The 24,085-nt window shown below is 70.1% G+C and carries 24 protein-coding genes and 3 tRNA genes; 21 read left to right on the top strand and 6 right to left on the bottom strand.

Going from position 1 to position 24,085, the window contains the following annotated elements; translation table 11 throughout:
• Positions 1-57 precede the first annotated feature (57 nt).
• The 3 genes from ACFXP5_RS08805 (at position 58) to ACFXP5_RS08795 (ending at position 2,567) form a co-directional block, all read left to right on the top strand.
• Complete coding sequence (locus tag ACFXP5_RS08805) at positions 58-1,230, top strand: inorganic phosphate transporter (protein WP_394527810.1); 1,173 nt, start codon at positions 58-60, stop codon at positions 1,228-1,230.
• Positions 1,227-1,550 carry a hypothetical protein gene (locus tag ACFXP5_RS08800; protein WP_394527809.1) on the top strand — a complete coding sequence of 108 codons (324 nt, stop codon included), beginning with the start codon at positions 1,227-1,229 and terminating at the stop codon, positions 1,548-1,550. The genes ACFXP5_RS08805 and ACFXP5_RS08800 overlap by 4 nt, the downstream gene beginning before the upstream one ends.
• Before the next feature lie 87 nt (positions 1,551-1,637).
• The gene (locus tag ACFXP5_RS08795; protein WP_394544341.1) at positions 1,638-2,567 is read left to right on the top strand and encodes an ROK family protein; all 930 of its coding nucleotides are present in this window, start codon (positions 1,638-1,640) and stop codon (positions 2,565-2,567) included.
• A gap of 322 nt (positions 2,568-2,889) precedes the next feature.
• Here the strand turns inward: ACFXP5_RS08795 and ACFXP5_RS08790 are convergent, their stop codons facing one another.
• Positions 2,890-4,224 (bottom strand): alpha-amylase family glycosyl hydrolase, encoded by a 1,335-nt coding sequence (locus ACFXP5_RS08790; protein ID WP_394544340.1) that lies wholly within the window; start codon positions 4,222-4,224, stop codon positions 2,890-2,892.
• Between the two features lie 137 nt (positions 4,225-4,361).
• Between ACFXP5_RS08790 and treS the strand changes: the two genes are divergently transcribed.
• Positions 4,362-6,665 carry a maltose alpha-D-glucosyltransferase gene (treS, locus tag ACFXP5_RS08785; protein ID WP_394528108.1) on the top strand — a complete coding sequence of 768 codons (2,304 nt, stop codon included), beginning with the start codon at positions 4,362-4,364 and terminating at the stop codon, positions 6,663-6,665.
• Between the two features lie 126 nt (positions 6,666-6,791).
• Here treS and ACFXP5_RS08780 read toward each other — a convergent pair whose 3' ends face one another.
• Positions 6,792-7,610 carry an SDR family oxidoreductase gene (locus ACFXP5_RS08780; RefSeq protein WP_394544339.1) on the bottom strand — a complete coding sequence of 273 codons (819 nt, stop codon included), beginning with the start codon at positions 7,608-7,610 and terminating at the stop codon, positions 6,792-6,794.
• A 313-nt stretch (positions 7,611-7,923) separates the two neighbouring features.
• On the opposite strand from ACFXP5_RS08780, the gene ACFXP5_RS08775 reads away from it, so the two are divergent.
• Genes ACFXP5_RS08775 through ACFXP5_RS08760 form a run of 4 tightly spaced genes read left to right on the top strand, consistent with a single transcriptional unit; the run spans position 7,924 to position 10,888 of the window.
• Entirely contained in the window at positions 7,924-8,502 is a 579-nt protein-coding gene (locus ACFXP5_RS08775; RefSeq protein WP_394527805.1) for an alternate-type signal peptide domain-containing protein, read from the top strand.
• 57 nt (positions 8,503-8,559) lie between these two features.
• Entirely contained in the window at positions 8,560-9,159 is a 600-nt protein-coding gene (locus tag ACFXP5_RS08770; protein WP_394544338.1) for a hypothetical protein, read from the top strand.
• Positions 9,156-10,076, top strand: coding sequence for a hypothetical protein (locus ACFXP5_RS08765; RefSeq protein WP_394544337.1), 921 nt, complete (start codon positions 9,156-9,158; stop codon positions 10,074-10,076). The genes ACFXP5_RS08770 and ACFXP5_RS08765 overlap by 4 nt, the downstream gene beginning before the upstream one ends.
• Positions 10,073-10,888 (top strand): signal peptidase I, encoded by an 816-nt coding sequence (locus ACFXP5_RS08760; RefSeq protein WP_394544336.1) that lies wholly within the window; start codon positions 10,073-10,075, stop codon positions 10,886-10,888. Before ACFXP5_RS08765 ends, ACFXP5_RS08760 begins: the two co-directional genes overlap by 4 nt.
• Before the next feature lie 263 nt (positions 10,889-11,151).
• Here ACFXP5_RS08760 and ACFXP5_RS08755 read toward each other — a convergent pair.
• The 3 genes from ACFXP5_RS08755 to ACFXP5_RS08745 form a co-directional block, all read right to left on the bottom strand.
• Positions 11,152-11,224 (bottom strand) — tRNA-Phe (locus ACFXP5_RS08755).
• A gap of 83 nt (positions 11,225-11,307) precedes the next feature.
• A tRNA-Asp gene (locus ACFXP5_RS08750) sits at positions 11,308-11,381 on the bottom strand.
• A 29-nt stretch (positions 11,382-11,410) separates the two neighbouring features.
• Positions 11,411-11,483 (bottom strand) — tRNA-Glu (locus tag ACFXP5_RS08745).
• A gap of 205 nt (positions 11,484-11,688) precedes the next feature.
• Between ACFXP5_RS08745 and ACFXP5_RS08740 the strand changes: the two genes are divergently transcribed.
• Positions 11,689-13,143 (top strand): peptidoglycan DD-metalloendopeptidase family protein, encoded by a 1,455-nt coding sequence (locus ACFXP5_RS08740; RefSeq protein WP_394544335.1) that lies wholly within the window; start codon positions 11,689-11,691, stop codon positions 13,141-13,143.
• Between the two features lie 61 nt (positions 13,144-13,204).
• On the opposite strand, the gene ACFXP5_RS08735 is transcribed toward ACFXP5_RS08740, so the two are convergent.
• Entirely contained in the window at positions 13,205-13,738 is a 534-nt protein-coding gene (locus ACFXP5_RS08735; protein WP_394527799.1) for an inorganic diphosphatase, read from the bottom strand.
• 127 nt (positions 13,739-13,865) lie between these two features.
• Here ACFXP5_RS08735 and tilS point away from each other — a divergent pair, with 127 nt between their 5' ends.
• From tilS to panC, 12 genes are all read left to right on the top strand, one after another.
• Positions 13,866-14,858: a tRNA lysidine(34) synthetase TilS gene (gene tilS, locus ACFXP5_RS08730; RefSeq protein ID WP_394544334.1), complete on the top strand. Its 993-nt coding sequence runs from the start codon at positions 13,866-13,868 to the stop codon at positions 14,856-14,858.
• Between the two features lie 9 nt (positions 14,859-14,867).
• Positions 14,868-15,419, top strand: a complete 552-nt coding sequence (hpt, locus tag ACFXP5_RS08725) for a hypoxanthine phosphoribosyltransferase (protein WP_394527797.1) — start codon at positions 14,868-14,870, stop codon at positions 15,417-15,419.
• Positions 15,420-15,538: 119 nt separating this feature from the next.
• Complete coding sequence (gene ftsH, locus ACFXP5_RS08720) at positions 15,539-17,542, top strand: ATP-dependent zinc metalloprotease FtsH (RefSeq protein WP_394527796.1); 2,004 nt, start codon at positions 15,539-15,541, stop codon at positions 17,540-17,542.
• 8 nt (positions 17,543-17,550) lie between these two features.
• Positions 17,551-18,159 carry a GTP cyclohydrolase I gene (gene folE, locus ACFXP5_RS08715; RefSeq protein ID WP_394544333.1) on the top strand — a complete coding sequence of 203 codons (609 nt, stop codon included), beginning with the start codon at positions 17,551-17,553 and terminating at the stop codon, positions 18,157-18,159.
• Positions 18,156-18,959, top strand: a complete 804-nt coding sequence (gene folP, locus ACFXP5_RS08710) for a dihydropteroate synthase (RefSeq protein ID WP_394544332.1) — start codon at positions 18,156-18,158, stop codon at positions 18,957-18,959. Before folE ends, folP begins: the two co-directional genes overlap by 4 nt.
• Positions 18,947-19,354, top strand: a complete 408-nt coding sequence (folB, locus tag ACFXP5_RS08705; protein WP_394544331.1) for a dihydroneopterin aldolase — start codon at positions 18,947-18,949, stop codon at positions 19,352-19,354. Before folP ends, folB begins: the two co-directional genes overlap by 13 nt.
• Positions 19,351-19,872 (top strand): 2-amino-4-hydroxy-6-hydroxymethyldihydropteridine diphosphokinase, encoded by a 522-nt coding sequence (folK, locus tag ACFXP5_RS08700; RefSeq protein WP_394527792.1) that lies wholly within the window; start codon positions 19,351-19,353, stop codon positions 19,870-19,872. The genes folB and folK overlap by 4 nt, the downstream gene beginning before the upstream one ends.
• The gene (locus ACFXP5_RS08695) at positions 19,869-20,357 is read left to right on the top strand and encodes a DUF3180 domain-containing protein (RefSeq protein WP_394527791.1); all 489 of its coding nucleotides are present in this window, start codon (positions 19,869-19,871) and stop codon (positions 20,355-20,357) included. The genes folK and ACFXP5_RS08695 overlap by 4 nt, the downstream gene beginning before the upstream one ends.
• Complete coding sequence (locus ACFXP5_RS08690) at positions 20,308-20,895, top strand: PH domain-containing protein (protein ID WP_394544330.1); 588 nt, start codon at positions 20,308-20,310, stop codon at positions 20,893-20,895. The genes ACFXP5_RS08695 and ACFXP5_RS08690 overlap by 50 nt, the downstream gene beginning before the upstream one ends.
• Positions 20,892-22,493, top strand: coding sequence for a PH domain-containing protein (locus ACFXP5_RS08685; protein ID WP_394544329.1), 1,602 nt, complete (start codon positions 20,892-20,894; stop codon positions 22,491-22,493). Before ACFXP5_RS08690 ends, ACFXP5_RS08685 begins: the two co-directional genes overlap by 4 nt.
• Positions 22,490-23,212: a DUF2520 domain-containing protein gene (locus tag ACFXP5_RS08680; RefSeq protein WP_394544328.1), complete on the top strand. Its 723-nt coding sequence runs from the start codon at positions 22,490-22,492 to the stop codon at positions 23,210-23,212. Before ACFXP5_RS08685 ends, ACFXP5_RS08680 begins: the two co-directional genes overlap by 4 nt.
• Positions 23,209-24,057 carry a pantoate--beta-alanine ligase gene (panC, locus tag ACFXP5_RS08675; protein WP_394544327.1) on the top strand — a complete coding sequence of 283 codons (849 nt, stop codon included), beginning with the start codon at positions 23,209-23,211 and terminating at the stop codon, positions 24,055-24,057. The genes ACFXP5_RS08680 and panC overlap by 4 nt, the downstream gene beginning before the upstream one ends.
• The last annotated feature ends 28 nt before the right edge of the window (positions 24,058-24,085 follow it).

Below are 24,085 nucleotides of genomic sequence, written 5' to 3'. Positions count from 1 at the left end.
CCTGCACGCCGCGGACACGGCACTTCTAACGTTGAGCCGACCTGTTTGGAGGCCCCCATGGACGTGCTCATCCCCGTTCTGCTCGTCGTCGCCCTCGCGTTCTTCTTCGACTTCACCAACGGCTTCCACGACACCGCCAACGCCATGGCGACCTCCGTGGCGACCGGGGCCTTGAAGCCCAAAGTCGCGGTGCTCATCTCGGCCGTCCTGAACCTCGTCGGGGCGTTCCTGTCGACCGCTGTGGCCAAGACCGTCTCGGACGGCATCCTCAACCAGAACGACCAGGGGCTGCCCGGCATCACCGTGCCGATGATCTTCGCCGGCCTGATGGGGGCGGTGCTCTGGAACCTCGGGACCTGGTGGCTGGGCCTGCCGTCCAGCTCCACCCACGCCCTGTTCGGCGGCCTCATCGGCGCTGCCGTCATCGGTGCCGGGCTCAACTCGGTGAACTGGGCGGGCGTCGTCTCGAAGATCGTCCTGCCGGCCCTGCTCTCCCCCTTCATCGCGAGCGGCATCGCGATCGTGGCGACCTACCTCGCCTACCGGGTCACGAAGATGGCCACCGTCGCCGGATCGAGCGCCGCGTTCCGCCACGGCCAGACGGTCTCGGCCTCGCTCGTCTCCCTCGCCCACGGCACGAACGACGCCCAGAAGACGATGGGCGTCATCACCCTGACCCTCATCGTGGCGGGGTATCAGGAGACCGGCACCGGCCCGCAGTTCTGGGTGATCCTGGGCGCGGGCACGGCGATCGCCCTCGGCACCTACCTCGGGGGGTGGCGCATCATGCGCACCGTCGGCAAGCGCATCACCGACGTCAAGCCGCCGCAGGGCTTCGCGGCCGAGACCAGCGCGGCCGCGACGATCCTCGTCTCCTCCTCGCTCGGGTTCCCCCTGTCGACCACCCAGGTCACCTCGGGAGCGGTCGTGGGAGCGGGCATCGGCAAGCGCCTCGCGACCGTGCACTGGGGCGTCGTCGGTCGCATCGTGATCGCCTGGGTGGTGACGCTGCCGGCGGCGGCCCTCGTGGGCGGGCTCGCCGCGTGGCTCGCCAGCACGAGCCTCATCGGACTCCTGATCGTCGCGGTGGTCGGGGCGGCAGGATGCGTCGGGCTCTACCTGCTCGCGCGGCGCCGCCCGGTGACCGCCGAGAACGTCAATGACCACGCGACGGACGCCGACAAGGGCGCCCAGGACGCAGAGACCGAGAAGGCGGGTGAGCGCGCATGATCGTGCACGCGGCAGGCGGAAGCGGGCAGTGGCTGGGCGTCGACTGGGGGTCGATCCTGCTCGTGGCGATCGTCGCCCTCGTCGCGACGGTCGTGGTGGTGGGGTCGTACTCCCTGGGCGTGCGGCTGCTCTCGGTCGGCGCGCCCGACATCGAGATGGCCGACGGTGACGATCCCGAGGGCTCGGCCGCCGTCGTGCACACGCGCACGCAGGCACGTCCGATGGCGGCGACGCTCGGCGCCGGGGTCTGCTTCGCGATCGGGATCGTGGCCACGCTCTACGGGATCTACCTCGTCGTCCCGCTCTTCCACATGGGGTGAGGTCGGCCGCTTCGCGCCTGCCCCGTGCGGCGGGCCGGCTGCGTCGCGCCTGCCGGTGCGGCGGGCCCTCTGCGCAACAATGGCGGGGTGACTGATCCCCTCCTCGATAGCGACATCGCTCTCGCCGTCGACATCGGCGGCACCAAGGTCGAAGCGGCGCTCGTCACGGCGAACGGGCAGCTCGTCGCGGGCAGCCGCCATCGCGCGCCGACCGGGCGCGAGCGTTCCGCCGAGGAGCTCGACGCCTCGGTGCGCACCGTCGTGGAATCCGCGCTCGCCGCGGTGCAGCCGCGCCAGCGCCTCCTCGGCGCGGGCGTCGGCTCCGCCGGTCCGGTGTTCTCGCCGGACGGGGAGATCTCGCCGCTGAATCTGCCGCAGTGGCGGCGTCACCGCATCGCGGAGCGGGTCACCGCACTGACCGGCCTGCCCACCGTGGTGCGGCTCGACGGGCAGTGCCTCGCCCTGGCCGAAGCGTGGGTCGGCAACCTGGTCGGCACGCGGAACGCGATGGCTCTGGTCGTGTCCACCGGGGTCGGCAGCGGGTTGATCGTCGACGGCCGACTCCTCTCCGGTGGCACCGGCAACGCCGGGCACCTCGGGCAGATGCTCATCCGCGAGGTCGCGGCGGGCCAGGATCCCGACGAAGCCAGCGTCGAGCGCATCTCCTCGGGCACCGGCTCGGTCGCCTGGGCGCGGGCGAACGGGTGGGAGGGGACGACGGGCGAAGAGCTCGTCGCCGACTCTTTGCGCGGCCACCCGACCGCCGTCGCCGCGATCCAGCGGTCGGTGAACGGTCTCGCCGAGGCGATCGCCTCCGTGGGCGCGCTCGTCGACATCGAGGCCGTGAGCATCGCCGGCGGATTCGCCCTCGGCTATCCCCGCTACATCGAGGAGGTCTCCGCAGCCCTCGCCCGCTACAACGTACTCGAGCACACCACCCGCATCACCGTGCACCGCTCCTCGCTCGGCGGCGATGCGCCCCTGATCGGCGCGGGCGGCCTGGTCTGGCGGGCGTGAGGGCGGCTGAGCGCGGCTGAGCGTCCTAGCATCCGCCCCGCCCCCTGCCCCGTGCGTTCGGGAGGGGATGTGCGCTCGGGAGGGCTGTTGGGCTGAATCCGCCCTCCCGAATGCACATCTCCTCCCCTGTGCACCGGGGGTGGAGGGGGTGGATGCTGCGCCCCGCCCCCGCGCGCGACGAAAACAGAGGAGATCCCGAGGATCGAGGATGATTCCGGCCGGACCGGTCCTCGAAACCGGGGATCTCCTCGATCTCCGACGCCGCGACGTGACGGGACGCCCATCGGTCAGCCACCCCGCGACGGGTCGGGACGCCCATCGGTCAGCCGAGCACAGCCCAGCCGTGGGCCGGCAGCTCGGCGTGGGCATCCGCGAGCCTCGTCGAACCGGCCAGTACGACGGAAGCGTCGCCGACCGGGAGCGACACGGGCAGGTCGCCGAGGTTGAGCGCCACGACCAGAGCGCCCTCACCCGTCGCTGTGCGCACGACGAGCTCCGTGTTGTCGACGTGCAGCACGTCGGAGTGCGCGCGGTGCACCCACGGGTGCCGGCGGCGCAGCGCGATCAGCTCGGCATGCAGCGCGAGCACCGCGGCGGCATCGGCCGGAGCCCCGGGGAGGTCGCTCGCGACCTTCGGCGGGGTGGGCGGGAATTCGGGACGCACGGCGTCGTCACCGCCGAGCCGCTCCTCCTTCACCGCGTGCAGACCGTACTCGTCGCCCGCGTAGATCATCGGGGTGCCGGCCACGGTCATGAGCACCGCGAGCGCGTGGGGGAGGTGCCGGTCGTCCACGATCGCCGAGGCGATCCGCGTCACGTCGTGATTGCCGACGAACGTCGTCGGCACGAAGGTGGCCAGCAGCTCGTTGTTCCGCTCGATCGCGTGCTTCAGTTCGAACAGGTTCGCATCGGCGAGGCTGTGCCAGATGCCCTGCCAGAGTTCGTACTGGGTCAGGGAATCGACGGTGGATGCCTGGACGATCGCGGCCGCGTCGCCGTGGATCACCTCGCCGGTGAACCACGCGTCCGGATGCGTCTCGCGCACCCGCGGGAGCACCCGCGCCCAGAACGCGGGATCGACCGCGTAGGCGGCGTCGAGGCGCCACCCGTCGGCGCCGCGGTCCAGCCAGTGCTGCATGACCCGCACCACGAGGTCTTCCACGGCCGTCGAGGCGTGGTTGAGGGCCACGAGCGCGTCGTGCCCCTCGAATACCTCAGCCGGCACCGGGTCGCCGGCGTTCCACCCCGCCCAATCGACGCGGAAGAGATCGGCCGTCGCTGCTTCCGGTCCTTGGGCCTCGAGGGCTCGGAAGAACGGATGCCGGCGCCCGACGTGGTTGAAGACCCCGTCGAGCAGCACGCGAATGCCCCGCTCCTTGGCCTCGGCGACGAGGTGATCGAAGTCGGCGTCGTCCCCGAGTCGCGGGTCGATGCGGAAGTAGTCGACCGTGTCGTAGCCGTGCGTCGAGGAGGCGAAGATCGGGCCGAGCGCCACTCCGTTCAGCCCGAGGCCCACCACGTGGTCGAGCCAGCCTTCGAGGCGGGAGAGGCGGTGGACCACAGCATCCGTTGATCCTTCCTCGGGCCGGATCGGTGCTCCGACGAAGCCGAGGGGATACACATGCCACCACATCGCGTGCTCGACCCAGGACGTCATACCCCCCAGTCAACACGCTCCGGCCGACCTACCGGCTCGGCTCGACACGGTCAACTGGTAACCGGCGCGTCACGGGGCGCGGCTACGATCAACCGACCCCCTTGTGCTGTGCGGGAAGGACCTCCGTGGACGAACCCATCGAGCGCGATGAGAACGCGATCATCTCCGACGAACCCGTGGAGCGTGACGCGAGCGAGATCACCTACGACGAGCAGCGCTATCCCGCGCGCCCCCGCCGCCTTCGCCCGCGCGATCAGCTGCGCGGCGGAAGCCTGCGGCGCTTCGTCTCCGACCCGCGCACCGCGAACGGAACCAACCCCGCCTACGTCGAGTGGCTCGTGCGCCAGTCGATGTTGAAGGACGCCGATGTCCTCGGCCGCCAGCTCTCGGGTCAGCCGTCGATGTGGCGCAACCCCTATGCGCGGCCCGACGCGCGGCGCGCGATCGAGACCAGCGATGTCTGGTTCACCGCCTACCCGCTTTCGCTCATCACTCGGCAGGGGGAGTCGTTCCTGCACGCGCTGGGTGACGAGGCGCTGTGGGAGGCGTTCGAGCAGGTCGGCATCACCGGTATCCACACCGGTCCGGTGAAGCGCGCGGGCGGTATCTCGGGATGGCAGGAGACGCCGAGCGTCGACGGTCACTTCGACCGCATCAGCACCCAGATCGACCCGGAGTTCGGCGATGAGAGCGACTTCCGCCGCCTCGCCGACGTCGCGGACACGCACGGCGGCAGCGTCATCGACGACATCGTGCCCGGCCACACCGGCAAGGGGTCGGACTTCCGCCTCGCGGAGATGGCTTACAAGGACTACCCCGGCATCTACCACATGGTCGAGATCCCGCCGGAGGACTGGGGACTGCTTCCCGAGATCCCCGAGGGACGCGATTCGGTCAACCTCGACACGGCCACCGAGCGCGTGCTGAGCGCCCGCGGCTACATCATCGGCGAGCTGCAGCGCGTCATCTTCTACACCGCCGGGGTGAAGGAGACGAACTGGAGTGCGACCTCGCCCGTCACCGGCACCGACGGTGTCGAACGGCGCTGGGTGTACCTGCACTACTTCAAGGAGGGCCAGCCCTCGATCAACTGGCTCGACCCGACCTTCGCGGGAATGCGCCTGGTCATCGGCGACGCCCTGCATTCGCTGGGCGACCTCGGCACGAGCGCACTGCGCCTGGACGCCAACGGCTTCCTCGGAGTGGAGAAGAGCGCCGAAGGGCTGCCCGCCTGGTCGGAGGGGCACCCCCTCTCGCACGCCGCGAACCACATCATCGCGAGCATGGTGCGCAAGGTGGGCGGCTTCACCTTCCAGGAGCTCAACCTCACGATCGAAGACATCCGCGACACCGGTCAGGTCGGCGCCGATCTGTCGTACGACTTCGTCACGCGTCCGGGGTACCAGCACGCGCTCGCGACGGCCAACACCGAGTTCCTGCGCCTCACGCTGAACACGGCGCTCGAGATCGGGGTCGAACCCGCGCAGCTCGTCCACGGCCTGCAGAACCACGACGAGCTCACCTACGAGCTCGTGCACTGGGCCACGACCCACCGTGACGACGTCTACTCCTTCCGTCACGCCGAGGTCACGGGCGGTGAGATCGCCGAGCAGATCCGGGCGGAACTCACCGAGATCCTCACCGTCGATGCCGATTACAACCTGGTGTTCACGCAGAACGGCATCGCCTGCACGACCACTTCGTTGATCGCCGCGACGCAGGGCAAGGCGCACCTCGACGACATCACCGACGCCGACATCCCCAGCATCCGCGACGCCCACCTGCTGATGGCGAAGTACAACGCCTGGCAGCCGGGAGTGTTCGCGCTGTCGGGCTGGGACCTCACGGGCTCGCTCACCCTGCCGGCCGACGAAGTGCGCTCGCTCATCTCCTCCGGGGACACCCGGTGGATCGAGCGCGGTGCGCACGACCTGCTCGACGTCGCCCCCGACGCGACACGCTCCCTCGCCGGCATGCCGCGTGCCCGTTCGCTCTACGGCTCGCTGCCGACGCAGCTGACCGAGCCGGATTCGTTCATCAGCGGCCTCCGTCGGGTGCTCGACACCCGCCGCGAGAACGGCATCGCGATCGCCTCACAGGTCGATGTCCCGCAGGTCGGGCACCCCAGCATGCTCGTGATGGTTCACCGCCTCGACGGCGGAGACTCGCGCATCGAGGACGCGCCTCTGCAGATCACGGTGCTGAACTTCTCGGGCGAGACGATCGACGGCACGGTGCGCTCGAAGCAGCTGCCGCCGCGCAGCGGAGTCGTCAACGCCGAGACGGGCGAGACGATCGGCCGCGTCGACGACCTGCAGAGCTTCCCGATGCAGCTGCCGCCCTACGGCGGGCTGTTCCTGCTCCTCGAGGCGCCGGACCCCGACGAAGAGTACGAGACGCGCCCCATGACCCGCGCGATCCCGATCATCCGCCAGCCCTAGCGCGCACGCACACGTCGGGGCCCGCCCAGAACGTGCGTACTCGTCGAACCGCCCCTGTATCGCGAACGATCAGGGGCGGTCTCGTCGAGAACGTGCGTACTCGACGATGAAGAGCGGATGCTGCGGTCAGCCCTGCGCGAGCTTCGCGACGTCGTTCCACTTCTCCCAGTTCGCGAGGCGCGACGCGTAGTCCGCCTGGGCGATGGGGAGGGGAGCGGTGCCGAAGAACACGCGCAGGGGCGGCTCCGCAGCATCCACGACCTCCATCAGCGCCGCAGCCGACGCTGTCGGGTCACCGGCGACCTGCGCTGCGCGCTGCTGAGCGCGGCGATCGCGCACCTCGTCGTAAGCGGGGATCTCCTGCGCGCGGCGGGCGCTCGCACCCGACCAGTCGGTCGAGAATCCGCCGGGCTCGATGAGTGTGACGTGGATGCCGAAGCCGGCGACCTCTTGGGACAGGGCCTGCGAGAAGCCCTCGAGCGCCCATTTCGACGCGTGGTACGCGCTGAGGTTCGGGAACGCCGAGATGCCGCCGATCGAGGACACCTGGATGATGTGGCCGAAGCCCTGCGCTCGCAGGATCGGGAGGGCGGCCTGGGTGACCCAGATCGCGCCGAAGACGTTGGTCTCGATCTGGTCGCGCATTTCCTGCTCGCTCAGCTCCTCCGCCATGCCGAATTGGCCGTAGCCGGCGTTGTTGACGACGATGTCGAGCACGCCGAAGTGGTCGAACGCGTGCTGCACGGCGGCGAAGTCGGCGTCGTGGTCGGTGACGTCGAGGGTGATCGGCAACAGCGCGTCACCGTACTTGTCGACCAGGTCGTCGAGCGAGGAGATGTTGCGGGCGGTCGCGGCGACGCGATCGCCGCGCTCCAGGGCCGCGATCGTCCACTCCCGTCCGAATCCGCGTGAGGTGCCGGTGATGAACCACGTCTTCTGAGCCATGCAGGATCAGACACCCGGGGGCCGCGTGGTATTCCCTTTCAACGCGCTTTGGGTCGGCGTGACGGGGTCGGTACGGAAAGAAATTCGCTTCGCCTTGCGGTCGTCTTGAGGTTCGACTGCTCTTCGGGCCGCGCCGTCGCGCCCCGCCGCAAGAGAGCCTTGCGCTGACGCTCATCGCAGACCCGAGCAGTTCTTGTGGGAGCGGTCCCACGCTGGAGACATGCCCGAGGGGGCCGCCCGAAACCGGACAGCCCGAATCGAGTTCTCTCACCCTTCTGAACACCTGCGGCCACCAGCCGCGAAAGGAAAAACCATGAACAAGATCGCCAAGGCCTCCATTGCTGCTGCAGCGGGCGTCACGCTCCTTCTCGGTGGCGCAGGAACGTTCGCCACCTGGAACGCCTCCGCCACCACGCAGGGAGCCACGATCTCCTCGGGCAACCTCGTCGTCAAGGACTCCGGCAAGGCCGGCACCTGGACGGCGAACGGATCCACCGCCCCCATCTCGCTCGCGACGTACTCGATCGCGCCGGGCGACACCCTCACCTACACGAAGACGATGTCGATCGGCGCCGAAGGCGACAGCCTCAAGGCCACGCTCGCTCTCACCCCCGCGTCGATCACCGCCGCCAACCCGACCAGCCCCACCGACCAGGCGCTGGCCAGCTACTTGACGGCCAACGCGGCCCTCACCGCGACCGGCGCCGGAATCAGCGGAACCGGTCCCACTTTCACCGTCACCCCGGGCGCGGGCGCAATCAGCCAGGACGTCACGGTCTCGGTGACCATCACCTTCCCCTACGGCGACGTCGTGGGCGGAAACAACGCCGCGATGTCGGGCGCCGTCAGCCTGAGCAACCTCACCGTTTCGCTCACGCAGGCCACCGCCTGACCCTCGAGCGACCAACGACCCGCTCGATCCGCATGCTTCGTCCCTGAGGAGCCCAGAATGTCCGGTCTCACCCGTCGCGCCTTGCGTCGCGAGGAGAAGCCCCGTCGCCGCTCGGCGACGTCTCGGCTGCTTCTCGGGGCGTCAGGTGTGGCGGGTGCGGTCGTCCTGGGTATCGTGGCGGGTGGAGGCACCTTCGCCGTCTGGAACTCCACGGCATCGGCTGCCTCCGCCGCCACCGTCAAGGCAGGGTCCTCGAGCATTTCGGTCACTGCCCTGCAGCTTTCCGCGACCGACCTCTATCCCGGCCGGGGCGTCTACGCGGCGAGCACGGTGCGCAACACCGGAACGACACCGCTCACCCTCAGCCTCGATTCCGTCACGGGCCCGAAGGTCGCGACCCCGTTCACCTCCGCACTCGTCCTGTCGGTGGGGACGGCGGCGTCGGCCGCGGATTGCACCGCGGGTCGAGTCAGCAACGCCGTGACGGCCCCGCTCACCCGCATCGTGCGGGCCGACCTCGCGACAACGATCGGGGTAGGCGGGAATGCGCTGCTCTGTGTCGGCCTTGCTCTCCCCACCGATGCCCCATCAGCCGCCGCGGGGGCATCAGCATCCGCTGTCACTGTCACCATCTCGGGAACGCAGGCGCGGAGGTGACCGCTCGACGCGGCCTTGCTGTGGTCGCCGCTCTGGTCTCGTTCGCCGTCCTCGCCGGAGGCGGGACGGCGGTGGCAGCCTGGAACGCAACCGCTTCGCTCTCTGCCTCCGCGTCGTCCACGACCATCGCCACGGCGCTCGCCCAGGCCGGACAGTTGAACACGACGTACCGATACTCCGGCTCCTCTTCAACAGCGGCCACCGGCTCGCTCACGATCTCCAACACCGGGGGGGCGCCTCTGGCCTACTCCCTCGCCAACCAGCTCGCTGGTAGCACCGCGCTTGCGCAGAAGACGGCGTTGATCCTGTGGACCGGCACCTGCAGTAGCACGATCCCCACGACCGGCACGATCACCACCACCCTCGCTGACCGCGCCCCCGTCCTTCCTGTAGCGGCGCGAACGCTGGCCGCCCGCGCCAGCGTCACGGTGTGTATCGCCACTCGCATCACCGGGTCCGATGGCAGCAGCACGAACGCCGCGCTGCAGGGACAGAGCCTGACGGCGGCGTTCAGCGTCACCGGGGCCGTGGGAACCAGCTGGACCACGTCGGCCACCACCAGCGCCATCACCCAGACCGTGTATCGGCTCGCCGCGGTCACCAACGCGGCCTGCACGGCCGCGGGCGCTCAATCCGTGACTCTCGGCTGGAGCGCTCCCGCCAACCGAACGGCCAACGCCGCCGTCACCTACCGGGTCTACGACACGGCCTCCGGTGTCGACCTCGCGTCGGTGACGAGTTCCGCGGCCTTCGGTTCGGTGGCAATTGCTGCGTCCGACTTCAGCCGCAGCGGCACCTATTCGCTCGCAATCGAGGCGAAGGAAAGTGCCTCGGGCACCACCTCTCCCGCCAGCGCGACGGTTTCCGTCGTGCGCGGCACGATCCTGTTCATCTTCCCCAGTTTGAGTTGCTCATGACCACTGCTTCGATTCCCACTACCGACACCGCGGAGAAGATCACGCGTCGAGTTCTGACCGCGGCGGCCCGTCGCGCACGCGTGAACGAGAGTTTCGTGCACTACTTGGCCGTCTCGCTCAGCGCTTCCCTGCTGGTTCTCATCTTGGGTGTCGCCGTCGCCGTCATCGGAGTGCCGGCACTCGTCGGGGGCAGCGCGATGACCGTGCTCACGCAGTCCATGGAGCCCACTCTTCCCCCGGGCACCCTCGTCGTCATCCGCCCGACCCCCGTCGAGGAGATCCAGGTCGGAGACGTGATCACCTACCAGATCCACTCCGGCGACCCCGCCGTCGTCAGCCACCGCGTGACCTCGAAGACATTCACCAATGGGGAACTGACCTTCATCACGAAGGGCGACAACAACGACGCCGCCGACCCGGATCCGGTGCAGCCTCTGCAGATCCACGGCTCGCTCTGGTACAGCCTCCCGTTACTCGGGTGGGTCAACAACGTTCTCAACGGCTCCAACCGCACCCTCGTCGTCGCGGTCGCGGCCGGAGCGCTCCTGCTGTACGCCGTCGGGATGGTGGTCGGGGCGGCTCGCGATCGCCGAAAGACCCGGCCGAGCCGGGCGGAATCAGCGGGGTATCAGGTACAACAGCCCGAGGAACGCCAGGGCCAGGCCGATCAGCGCGACGACCGAGGGAGAGACCGGTCGCCGTGCGTCGCGCGCCACCATCAGGGCGATGAAGGCGAGAATCGCCCAGATCCAGCCGGTCAACACGTAGGCGATCATCGGGAGAACGGCAGCCATCTGAGAAGCGCCCTCTGACGTCAGAATGATCAGCAGGAACAGCAGGTGGATCAGAGCCAGCGGAACCACGGCGATCCAGCCGAGCACCAGCGCTGTCGTGCGCTTCGGGTCGGCTGGGGCGGGACTGGCGGTGGCGCGGTCGGGGTGCGACATGCCGCCACGGTATCGGGCGCCGCGCTGCGCGACAGTGATGGTGGACCAATGAGGCCGGGGCAAAGCAAAACCCCCACCATGTTAGAAGCTAGGTGGGGGTTTCTAGGATGACTGTAACGGTCACCTTGTGGCTCCGACGGGCGTCGATCCCGTGACCTCACGATTTTCAGTCGTGCGCTCTACCAACTGAGCTACAGAGCCGCGCAGCATCCGAAGTCGCTGCGTCCTTGACGAAAGGCCCTCTGCGTTCCCAAGAAGGGCTGCAAAGGGCCTGTCGCTCGGAGCGACCCTGACGGGACTTGAACCCGCGACCTCCGCCGTGACAGGGCGGCACGCTAACCAACTGCGCTACAGGGCCATGCATATTCAGTTGTATTTCGGTTCGTGTGACCCCAACGGGATTCGAACCCGTGCTACCGCCGTGAAAGGGCGGCGTCCTAGGCCGCTAAACGATGGGGCCGAGCTAACCTGCAGGCTCACGCTTGCCGACGCCCAAGCATACGCAATCCCCGACCGATCCGCCAATCGAGGGCGCGTCGGGCCCCGTTCTGGGGAGAGGACCCGGAGACTGGATGCTGCCGCCCGACCCTCTGGGAGTCTGTTGTGCGTGTGACTGGTGTTGCTAGTGTGTTCGAAGTTGTGACTTCTCAACGAGAGGGACCCGTGTGACACTCCTGCGCCTGGACGAGGACGATGACTGCGGCTGTGCGCCGACCGTCCGCGAGAGGCGCGCCCTGTGGCCCTCGGTCGATCGCCGAACAGCCCTGACCTTCGGCGGCATCGGTATCGTCGCCCTCGGCACCTTCGGAGCCATTGGCGGCCCGCTGCTTCCTTCCGCCTCTGCGGCGACCTACCCCTCCTGGCCCGATGTCGAGCGGGCCAAGGCCAGCGAGGCGGCCAAAGCCGCGGAGGTCACGCGCATCCAGGGTCTGATCTCCGGTCTGACGTCCGAGGTCGCTCGCACGCAGGCCGAGGCGGAGGCAGCCTCGCAGGTCTACTACGACGCGCAGCAGGCCTTCCTCACCGCGGCGTACGACGCCGACCAGTTGCAGGCGCAGGCCGACGCGCAGGGTGAAGCGGCCACGGCCGCCGCCGATCAGGCCGGCCGGGTCGCCGCACAGCTGTACCGCAAGGGCGGCGAGGACGCCCCGCTCGACCTGTTCTTCTCGGGCTCTGCCGCCTCCGCCGACGACCTCCTCTCGCGCCTCGGCACGATGGACAAGCTCATCGACCGCAACCAGTCGGTCTACGCGACCGCGGTCACCGCCCGCGACAGCGCGCAGAAGCTGAGCGACCAGGCCGCCGAGAAGCGCGCCGAGCGCGACCGCCTGCAGAAGGTGGCGGAAGAGAAGATGCAGGCCGCGCAGCAGGCGGCCGACGCAGCCCAGGCCGCCCTCGTCGAGCAGCAGGCGAACCAGGTCACGCTGCAGGCGCAGCTGGCCGCCCTCCAGGACAATACCGCCAAGACGATCGCCGACTACCAGGCCGGTGTCGAGGCGGAGCGCAAAGCGCGCGAAGAGCGCGAGCGCAAAGAGCGCGAGGAAGCCGACCGTCGCGCCGCGGCGGAGGCGGCCGCCCGTGCGGCTGCGGCCGCCGCGGCTGCCGCAGCCAACAACAACGGTGGCGGCGGTGGCAACAGCGGCGGCGGCGGTGGTGGCGGTGGCGGCAACTCCGGCGGTGGCGGCGGCGGTGGCGGAGCCGTCGTGGGCTCCGGCTGGTCGCGCCCCTCATCGGCGTGGGTCAGCTCGTGGTACGGCCCCCGTGCGCCCCAGTGCACCCCCAGCTACTGCGCGACCTCGAACCACCTCGGCATCGACTTCGCCGCCGGCTGCGGCGCACCGACCTTCGCCGCGAGCGGTGGGGTCGTGACCTACGCCGGCTGGAACGGCGGCTACGGCAACTACGTGCGCATCGACCACGGCAACGGTTTCGCGACCGGTTACGCGCACAGCAGCCGCATCCTGGTGTCGAGCGGCCAGCGGGTCTCGGCCGGTCAGACGGTCGGCCTCGTCGGCCTCACCGGAAACGTCTTCGGCTGCCACCTGCACTTCGAGGTCTACAGCGGCGGCAGGACCATCGACCCCGCCCCGTTCCTGCGGGCACGCGGCGTCTCGGTCTGAACCACCCGCGAACGCAACAATGCCCGGTCGTCCGCGACCGGGCATTGTTATGTGACAGGTGTCAGAGGGTGTTCGGCGACTCGCCGGATCCCTGCGTCTTGGTCTGGCCCTCGTGCTCCTCGAAGCGGGTGAAGGCCTCGCCGATGAGGCGCTCGGCCTCGGCGGTGCCCGCCCACTCGTCGACCTTGACCCACTTGTTGGGTTCGAGGTCCTTGTAGTGCTCGAAGAAGTGGCCGATCTCGTTCTTCAGCTCGACCGGGATGTCGGCGACGTCCTGGATGTGCGCCCAGCGCGGGTCCTTCGACAGCACGGCGACCACCTTGTCGTCGCCGCCGGCCTCGTCGCTCATCTTCAGCACGCCCACCGGACGCACCTTGGCGAGCACGCCGGGGTACAGGTCGTAGTCGAGCAGCAGCAGCACGTCGAGCGGGTCGCCGTCCTCGCCGAGGGTGTTCTCGAAGAATCCGTAGTTGGCCGGGTAGCCGAACGCGGTGAAGAGCACGCGATCCAGGAAGACGCGGCCCGTGCCGTGGTCGACCTCGTACTTCACGCGGCTGCCGCGCGGAATCTCGATGACGGCGTCGTACGCGCCCATACCTGTGCTCCTTCGATCGGTCTACTTCGTCTTGCCGGCCACCGCTCGGCGCGAGTGCCGCCGCCCAGCCTAGTGCGGGGCCATCCGGTGCCCGAGAAGCACGAAGCGCGGCCGGTAGCGTGAACGGATGCACGCACAGCGACCGAGTCTCGACCCCGCCGTCGCCGAGGTGCGCCTCGCCGTCCGCCGCGCGCTGACGGGCCTCGACGCCCCGGTCATCGTGGTGTCGCTCTCCGGCGGTCCGGATTCGCTCGCACTCGCGGCCGCCACCGCCTTCGAAGCGCGCAAGGCCGGCACCCGTGCCGTCGCTGTCACCGTCGATCACGCCCTCCAGGACGGGTCGGCGGATGCTGCCCAGAGCGCGGCCGAGGCCGCTCGGGGTCTGGGTCTCGAGGCCGTCGTCGTCCGCGCCGAGGTGGGCACGGCGGGAGGACCCGAAGCATCCGCCCGCGACGCGCGCTACCGCGCCCTCGCCGACGCCGCCCGCCAGGTCGGCACCGACACCGTCCTCCTCGGCCACACCCTCGACGACCAGGCCGAGACCGTGCTGCTCGGCCTCGCCCGCGGTTCAGGGGTGTCGAGCCTCAGCGGCATGGCCCCCGTGCGCGTCGACGACGCGGGCCGATGGGTGCGGCCCCTCCTCGGCGTCCGGCGGGCGACCACCGTAGCCGCGTGCGCCGCCGAGGGCCTCGCGCCGTGGCTCGACCCGCACAACCACGACCCGCGCTTCACGCGCGTCCGGGTGCGCGAGCGCGTGCTTCCGGTGCTCGAAGCCGAGCTCGGTCCCGGTATCGCCGAAGCGCTCGCCCGCACCGCCGAGCAACTGCGCGAAGACGCCGAAGCCTTCTCGGAGATGATCGAGGAGACGATCGAAGACATCGTCGAGCACGCCGAGGCCGGCATCTCGGTGTCGGTCGCGGCGCTCGCCGCCAACCCTGCGGCGCTGCGGCACCGCATCATCCGCCACGTGGTCGCGAGCGAGTTCGGCGAGAGCCTCACGCGGGCCCAGACCCTCGAGGTCGCCCGCCTGGTCACCGACTGGTCGGGTCAGGGAGCGATCGCTCTGCCGGGCTGCTCGGTGAGCCGCCGCGGCGGCCGGCTCGAGTTCACCGCCTCGTAGACTGACCGCATGCGCGCGGCCGACATCTCCCACGACATCACCGAAGTCCTCTACACGGCGGAGGAGATCCACGACAAGCTCGAGGAGCTCGCCGCACGGGTCACGGTCGACTACGCGGAGAAGAACCTGCTCCTCGTGGGAGTGCTGAAGGGGGCCGTGATGGTGATGGCCGATTTCGCCCGGATGCTGCCGCTCGAGGTGCAGATGGACTGGATGGCCGTCTCCTCCTACGGCACCGGCACCCGCTCGAGCGGTGTCGTGCAGATCCGCAAAGACCTCGACACCGACCTGCACGGCCGGCATGTACTCATCGTCGAGGACATCATCGACTCCGGCCTCACCCTGAGCTGGCTGCTGGAGAACTTCGCGTCGCGCGGCGCCGAATCCATCGAGGTGCTCGCGCTGCTGCGCAAGCCCGAGGCCATGAAGGTGCACGTCGAGTGCCGCTACGTCGGGTTCGACATCCCGAACGAGTTCGTCATCGGCTACGGGCTCGATTACGCCGAGCGCTACCGCAACCTGCGCGACGTCGCCGTCCTCGCGCCGCACGTCTACAGCTGAGGCCGCCCGGTACGCCGTGGGCGAATGCACAGTCCTCGCATAGAGTGCCCGCTGTACCCTGATTCCACCGCATCCCTGGCGGAAATCGCGACGAAAGGGCTCCGGGCGTCGCCCGAACCATGGACTTCAAGAAGATCACTCGCAACCCCATCCTCTACATCGTTCTGATCGGGTTGTTCCTTCTCGTCGGCTTCTGGCTACTGACCAGCCTGAACGGCGCGCGTCAGATCTCGACCCAAGAGGGTCTCGAGCTGCTGAGCGGCGACACCGTGACCGAGGTCACCAACACGGACGGCGACCAGCGCGTCGACATGACGTTGTCGAGCCCGTACGACGGTGCCTCCGAGGTGCAGTTCTACTACGTCGCCGCCCGCGCCCCCGAGGTCGTCGACGCGATCGACAACGCCGCCCCCGCCGACGGGTACAACGACGTCGTGCCCCGCGCGTCGTTCTTCGACGGCTTCCTCTCGCTGCTCCTTCCGCTCGTGCTGCTGGGCCTGCTGTTCTGGTTCCTGCTGTCGAGCGCGCAGGGCGGCGGCAACAAGGTCATGCAGTTCGGCAAGTCCCGGGCGAAGCTCGTGTCGAAAGAGAGCCCGACCGTCACGTTCCAGGACGTGGCCGGAGCGGACGAGGCGATCGAAGAGCTCAGCGAGATCAAGGACTTCCTCAAGGAGCCCGCGAAGTTCCAGGCCGTCGGCGCACGCATCCCGAAGGGCGTGCTGCTGTACGGCCCTCCCGGAACCGGTAAGACCCTGCTCGCCCGCGCCGTCGCCGGCGAGGCGGGCGTGCCGTTCTACTCGATCTCCGGATCGGACTTCGTCGAGATGTTCGTCGGCGTCGGCGCGAGCCGCGTGCGCGACCTCTTCAACCAGGCCAAGGAGAGCGCCCCCGCCATCATCTTCATCGATGAGATCGACGCCGTCGGTCGCCACCGCGGCGCCGGTATGGGCGGTGGCCACGACGAACGTGAGCAGACCCTCAACCAGATGCTCGTCGAGATGGACGGCTTCGACCCCAAGGCCAACGTCATCGTCATCGCCGCGACCAACCGGCCCGACATCCTCGACCCGGCGCTGCTGCGCCCCGGCCGCTTCGACCGTCAGATCGGTGTCGACGCCCCCGACCTGAAGGGCCGTCAGCAGATCCTCGAGGTTCACGGCCGCGGCAAGCCTCTCGCCGAGGGTGTCGACCTCGAGGTCGTCGCCCGCAAGACGCCCGGGTTCACCGGCGCCGACCTGGCGAACGTGCTCAACGAGGCCGCCCTGCTGACCGCGCGCTCCAACGCGCAGCTCATCGACAACCGGGCCCTGGACGAGGCGATCGACCGCGTGCTCGCGGGCCCGCAGCGCCGCACCCGGGTGATGCGCGACAAGGAGAAGCTCATCACCGCGTACCACGAGGGCGGTCACGCGCTCGCCGCGGCGGCGATGAACCACACCGACCCGGTCACGAAGGTCACCATCCTCCCGCGCGGCAAGGCGCTCGGCTACACGATGGTGCTGCCGCTCGACGACAAGTACTCGATCACCCGTAACGAGCTGCAGGACCAGCTCGCCTACGCGATGGGTGGCCGCGTCGCGGAAGAGGTCGTCTTCCACGACCCCACGACCGGCGCCTCCAACGACATCGAGAAGGCCACCGGCATCGCGCGCAAGATGGTCACCGAATACGGCATGACCACCGATGTCGGTCCGGTGAAACTCGGCGCCTCCTCCGGTGAGGTGTTCATGGGTCGCGACATGGGTCACGGCCGTGACTTCTCCGAGCGCGTCGCCGAGCAGGTCGACGGCGAGGTGCGCGCGCTCATCGAGCAGGCGCACAACGAGGCCTACCAGGTGATCAACGACAACCGCGAGATCCTCGACCGCCTCGCCCTCGCGTTGCTCGAGAAGGAGACGCTCGATCACCTCGAGCTCGCCGAGATCTTCACCGACATCAAGCGGCTGCCCCCGCGCCCGCAGTGGTTGAGCTCGAGCGAACGCCCGGTCTCGGTGCTGCCGCCGGTCGACGTGCCGCGTCGGGCGGCTCCGGCCGGGGTCGCCGCAGCTGTGAGTGCCGACGCGCAGACCGAGAAGGCCCCGCGGCGCCAGCCCAGCGGACAGGCCCGCCCGGCCACGGCGTAGGGCCGGTCATGGCCGTCGACCGGGAGCGCGTCGGCGCCCTCGTGAGGGAGCTGCTCGAGGCGATCGGCGAAGACCCCGATCGTCCGGGACTGCGCCAGACGCCCGAGCGGGTGGCCGACGCCTACGCCGAGTTCTTCGCGGGGGTGGGGCAGGATGCTGCCGCCCCGCTCGCGCGGACCATCTCGGTCTCGCGGGGGCCTGCGCCCGAGACCGTGCCCTCGGGCGCGGTGATGCTGCGCGACGTCGCTTTCCGGTCGGTGTGCGAGCACCACCTCCTGCCCTTCCGGGGCGTCGCCCACCTCGCCTACCTCCCGGGGGAGCAGGTCGTCGGGCTCGGCGCCCTACCGAAGGTGGTCGACGTGCTCGCCGCCCGCCCTCAGGTGCAGGAGCGCCTCGGCGAGCAGATCGCCGACACGATCGCCGGTGCGCTCGACGCCCGCGGCGTGCTCGTGGTGCTCGAGGCGTCGCACGCGTGCGTGACGATGCGCGGCGGCCAGCAGAAGGACGCCACGGCCGTCACGATCGCCGCACGCGGCGACCTCGCCGAGCCGGCAGCCCGCGCTGAGCTGCTCGCCCTCATCGTCGGCCGCCGACCCGAAAGCCCGAGCGCGGAATGACCGTGATCATGGGCATCGTCAACGTCACGCCCGACTCGTTCAGCGACGGGGGGCGCTTCGTCGATCCCGATGTCGCGATCGCGCACGGCCTGCGGCTGCGCGCCGAAGGCGCCGACATCCTCGACGTCGGCGGCGAGTCGACGCGACCCGGCGCCGAGCGGGTGGCCGCCCGCGTCGAGCAGGAGCGCGTGCTGCCGGTGATCGCCGCCCTCGCCGCCGCCGGAGCGCCCGTCAGCATCGATACGCTCAACGCCTCCACCGCGGCCCTCGCCCTCGAGGCCGGAGCCAGCATCGTGAACGATGTCTCCGGGGGGCTCGCCGACCCCGGGATGCTCGAGGTGGTGGCGAGCACGCGCGCCGATGTCGTGCTGGGCCACTGGCGCGGCGCGTCCGCCGACATGTACGCCCGTGCCGAGTACACCGACCTCGTGCGCGAGGTCATCGAGGAGCTGCTCGTGCGTGTCGAGGCAGCCGCGCTCGCCGGCATCCCGCCCGCTCGCATCGTGCTCGACCCCGGAATCGGTTTCGCCAAGCGGGGAGCCCAGAACTGGGCCGTGCTGCGCGCGTTGCCCCAGTTCGCCGGTCTCGGGCCGCGGGTGCTGGTCGGAACGAGCCGCAAACGGTTCCTCGGCGACGCGCTCGGCGACGATCCCTCGCTCGCCGACAAAGACCTGGCGACGGCGGTCACGAGCGTGATCGCCGCGCAGAACGGCGCGTGGGCCGTGCGGGTCCACGACGTCGCCGCCACCCGCGACGCTCTGCGCGTCGCCGCACTCTGGGAGGGCACATGGACCCCGTAGACGAGATCACCCTGACGGGAGTGCGCGCGTTCGGACGCCACGGCGTCTTCGAGGACGAGCGTCGCGAGGGGCAGGAGTTCGTGGTCGACGTGACCGTGCACCTCGAAACCGCGGCGGCCGCAGCATCCGATGACGTCACCGACACCGTGCATTACGGCGAGCTCGCCGAACGCGTCGTCGCGCTCGTCGGCGGCGAGCCGGTGAACCTGATCGAGACCCTCGCCGAGCGCATCGCCGCCGACGTGCTCACCGACGCGCGCGTGCGGCAGGTCGTGGTGACCGTGCACAAGCCGTCAGCGCCCATCGCCGTGCCCTTCGCCGATGTCGCCGTCACGGTCCGCCGCTCCCGCCCCGCACCCCGCGTGGTGCCGGTGGGCTTCGGGGCCGTGCCGTGAGCGCCTTCGCCGACGAGGTCGCAGCCACCGGGCGCCCCCGCCCGGCCGTCGCGGTCGTCGCCCTGGGGGCGAACCTCGGCGACCGGGAAGCGGCATTGACCTCGGCCCTGACGGCGCTCGCCGAACTGCCGCTGACCGATCTCGTGCGTGCGTCGGCAGCGCTGGAGACCATCGCGGTGACCACGAGCGGGGCGGATGCCGATCGTCCTCGCTATCTCAATGCCGTCGCCCTCGTCGCCACGCGTCTCGCGCCCTCCCTCCTGCTGGAGGAGCTGCACCGCATCGAGGCGGATCACGGCCGGGAGCGGCGTGAGCGGTGGGGTGACCGCACGCTCGACCTCGACCTCGTCTCCTACGGCGACATCGTGTCGGACGACGATCGGCTCGTCCTCCCGCACCCGCGGGCGGGGGAGCGCGACTTCGTGATGGTGCCCTGGCTCGAAGTCGACGCCGGAGCGCACCTGCCCCGTGTCGGCGCGGTATCCGACGTCTTGGCGCGCTTGCAGGCCGCCTCGTGAAACGCACCGGCCCCGGCGTCCTCATCCTCGCTGCCGTTCTCGGCGCCGTGGTGGGCTTCGTCATCGACAGCGCCCTCGTCGCGATGGGACGCCCGACCTTCGCTCCCGCGGTCACGCTGCCGATCCTGCTGGTCATGGTCGGCGCCGTCTGTGTCGTGCTGGCCGTGCCCATCGCCCGGGCGACGCGCGGTCGCGGGTCAGCCCCCGTGAACCCCTTCCGCGCGGTGCGCATCGCGATGCTCGCGAAGGCGTCGAGCATCGTCGGAGCGACCTTCGGCGGGTTCGCGGCGGGCCTTCTGGGCTATCTGCTCACACGGCCGGTCACGCCCTCGGTAGGCTCGATGAGCGCGACCATCGCGACGGTCGTCTGCGGCGCCATCCTCGTCGCCGCCGGTCTCGTCGCAGAACAGTTGTGCACCATTCGGAAGGACGACGATGACGAATCCCCCGGAGGCGACCCCCCGGGAATCGACGCCTCCCACTGACGCCCCCGACGCCCTGGACGCCGGCACGTTCGAGCGCATCGTCGAGCCGCGCTCCGAGGCGCGTCTTCCCCTGGGCGACGGCACCTGGCACCAATTGGCGCGCGCCTACGTCTGGGTGCAGATGATCTCGACCGGATCGGTCGCCGTCCTCGTGCTCGCCGCCGCCCTCGTGCTGCAGATCTGGCTGGATCAGACCTGGGTGTGGATCCCGGCGGGCATCATCCTGGCGCTGTGCGTGTGGTCTCTCGCGATCACACCGCGCCAGGCCCGCTCCTACGGGTACCAGCTGCGCCGCGACGACCTCGTCTTCCGCCGGGGCATCCTCTGGCAGCGGATGGTGGCGGTGCCCTACGGACGCATGCAGCTCGTCGACATCACGCACGGCCCCCTCGACCGCGGCTTCGGTATCGCCCAGCTGAAGCTGGTGACCGCGGCGGCGTCGACCGGCGTCACGATCCCGGGTCTGAAGCAGGCGGCGGCGGAGAGCTTGCGAGACACGCTGGTCGCGGTGGCCGAGACCCGACGGACAGGGCTGTGACCTCGCCTTCCCCCGCGGCGCCCCACCCCGACGAGGTACGTTCGCCCCTCAGCGACGGCGAGTGGCATCGGATGCATCCGCTCACCCCGCTTCTTCGCGGGGGCCTGTTCATCCTCGTCATCGGCGGCATCGTCGTGGCGAACCTGCGAGAGCGGCTGCTCGCGATGATCCTGCCGCTGTTCTCCCCCGACTTCGGCGACGGCAACCTGCCGCCCGACCCCATCGACTACATCCTCGATCAGCATCTCGTCGTCACCGCGTTGCTGGTGATCCTCGGAACCCTCGCCGTCGTGCTGGTGCTGTTCTGGTTGTCGTGGCGTTTCCACACCTTCCGCATCACCGGCGACGACGTGGAGGTGCGCTCGGGGGTGCTGTTCCGCACCCATCGGCGTGCGCCTCTCGACCGCGTCCAGGGCGTGAACCTCATCCGCCCCCTGGTGGCGCGGCTCCTCGGAATGGCGAAGCTCGAGGTGATCGGCGCGGGCTCGGACGGCAACGTCAAGCTCGAGTACCTGTCGACCTCGAACGCCGAGACCGTGCGCTCCGACATCCTGCGCCTGGCCTCGGGGCGGCAGCTGACCCCGGGAACGTCCGGTTCGCCCGCGACCCGCGGCGGCGTGCAGCAGGCGGCGTCCATCGTGAGTGCGGGGATCACGGGGATCGTGGGCGGGGATGACCAGTTCGACGTCGAGCCCGAGTCGGTCGTCCGCATCCCGCCGGGGCGCCTCATCGCCTCGCGCCTCCTCAGTGGCACCACGCTCGCGCTCCTCGCGCTCCTCGCGGCGATCGTGGTCGGCTCGGTGCTCGGTACGCCCTGGGTGCTGTTCTCGGTCATCCCGACGTTCCTGGGATTCGCGGCCTATTACGTGCGTTCCATCACGCGGGCGTTGCGGTACTCGATCGCGCCGATGCCGAGCGGGGTGCGGGTCACGTTCGGGCTGTTCACGACCATCAGCGAGACGCTGCCCCCCGGCCGGGTGCACGCCGTCGAGGTGCGCCAGTCCATCTTCTGGCGACCGTTCGGGTGGTGGTCGATCACCGTGAACCGCCTCTCGGGGCGATCGATGAGCGACACGACGACCGAACAGTTCACGACGGTGCTGCCGGTGGGCACCCGCGCCGACGTCGAACGGGTGCTGCGACTGCTGCTGCCCGCGCTGTCGGAAGCGGACTGGCCCTTCGTTTTCGAGCAGGGCATCCTCGGACCCCGCGCCGACGACCCGTACTCCACCACGCCCCGCCGCGCCCGGCTGCTGCGCCCGCTGTCGTGGCGGCGCAACGGCTACCTGCTCACCGCCGACGCCCTGTTCTTCCGGCGGGGCTTCATCTGGCGCGCTCTCGCGGTGTTCCCGCTCGCGCGGCTGCAGAGCGTGGGCATCGCCCAGGGGCCCGTCGACCGTGCCCTGAGCGTCGCGAATCTGACCGCTCACGTGATCGCCGGATCCGTGCCGACCACGGTCGGCATCCTCGATCGCGACGACGCCCTGCGCGCCTTCCGCAACACCGCCGCCGGCATCGTCGCAGCATCCGCCCAGGATCGCAGCCACCGCTGGGGAGCCGAGACTCCTGATCCCGCCGAAGCGGAAACCGTGCCGTGAACGGTCGTGACGGGCGTCTGGGCGTCGGCATCATCGGAGCGGGCAAGGTCGGCCCCATCGTGGGCGCCGCCCTCGCGGGCGCGGGGCACGCCCTCGTGGGGATCACCTCGGGTTCCGACGATGACCGCGTCGAAGCTGTGCTGCCGGGCGTGCCCGTCCTCGATCCCGATGAGGTGGTGCGTCGCAGCGAGCTGGTCGTGATCGCGGTGCCCGCCGACCAGCTTCCCGCCCTCGTCGCCGGTCTCGCGGATGTCGGGGCGTGGCAGCCCGGTCAATTGGTGATGCACACCGACCCGGGGTACGGCGTCGCGGTGCTCGAGCCCGCGATGCGCCTCGGGGCCATCCCCCTGGCAGTGCACCCCGCCATCAGCTTCACCGGAACCTCGATCGACCTGCGTTCGCTCAGCCAGGGATGGGCGGCCGTGACGGCGCCGGGGCCCGTGCTGCCCATCGCGCAGGCGCTCGCCGTCGAACTCGGCTGCGAGCCGGTGGTCATCGCGGAGGCCGATCGCCCCGCCTATGCGGATGCGATCGCGACGGCGACGGAGTTCTCCCGCTCGATCGTCCGCCAGGCCGTGTCGCGGCTGTCGGCCGTCGGGGTGGACAATCCCGGCGGTTATCTCTCGGCCCTGGTGCGCTCCACGGTCGACCAGGCGTTGGCCGAGGGCGTGCCCGCCGACGGGGGAGCGCTCGGGCCGGACGCTACGATCGACGGATGATCCGCACCGTCGCAGAACTGCGCGTCCGACTGGCCGAGGCAGAAGACGCGTCCGGCGGTTCTCCTTCGGTGGGACTGGTGTCCACGCTCGGAGCGCTGCACGAGGGTCACGTCGATCTCATCCGGCTCGCGCGGGAGAGCGCCGACCTCGTGGTGGTCTCCTCGCTGGTGAACCCCCTGCGCTTCCGCACCCCGGCCGACGTCGCCGCTTACCCGCACCGCCGTCCCGAGGACGACGCGCTGCTGGAGTCGCTGGGGGTCGACATCGTGTTCGCCCCCGAAGCATCCGAACTCCTCCCCGCCGGCATCGCCACGACGCGGGTGAGCGCGGGCGATCTCGGGCTGCGCTACGAGGGGCGCACGCGGCCGTTCTACTTCGACGGTCTCCTCACCGTCGAAGCGATCCTCTTCCACCTCGTGCGCCCGACCGTGGCCGTCTACGGGGAGCGCGATCTGCAGCGGGTGTTCCTCGTGCGCCGCATGATCCGCGAGCTGTTCTTCGACGTGTCGGCCGTCACCGTTCCGACGGTGCGCAGCGACGACGGGCTGCCCGTGTCGAGCCGTGTGGCCCTGCTCGAACCCGCCGACCGCCGCGCGGCCGGCCGGCTCCCGCGGGCCCTCGAGGCCGCCGCCTCGAATGCCGACCGGGGCGTCGACGCCTGCATCGCCGCCGCACAGTCGAGCCTGATGGGCGAAGAGCGGATCCGGCTGGAGTACCTCAACGTCGTCGACCCGGCGACCTTCCGCCCCGTCGAGGAGAACCACACCGGCCGGGCGATCGCCTTGATCGCGGCGACCGTGGCCGGTCACCGCTTCATCGACAACGCCGAGATCTCGCTTCCCTGACCGCCGCCCCGGCCGAGAGGGCCCCCGC

Origin of the sequence: Microbacterium hanjuni (genome assembly GCF_043556395.1) — a bacterium.
In the GTDB taxonomy this organism is placed as follows: Bacteria; Actinomycetota; Actinomycetes; order Actinomycetales; family Microbacteriaceae; genus Microbacterium.
Note: the sequence above shows the minus strand (reverse complement) of the source record. Positions and strands in the feature narration are given on the sequence as shown.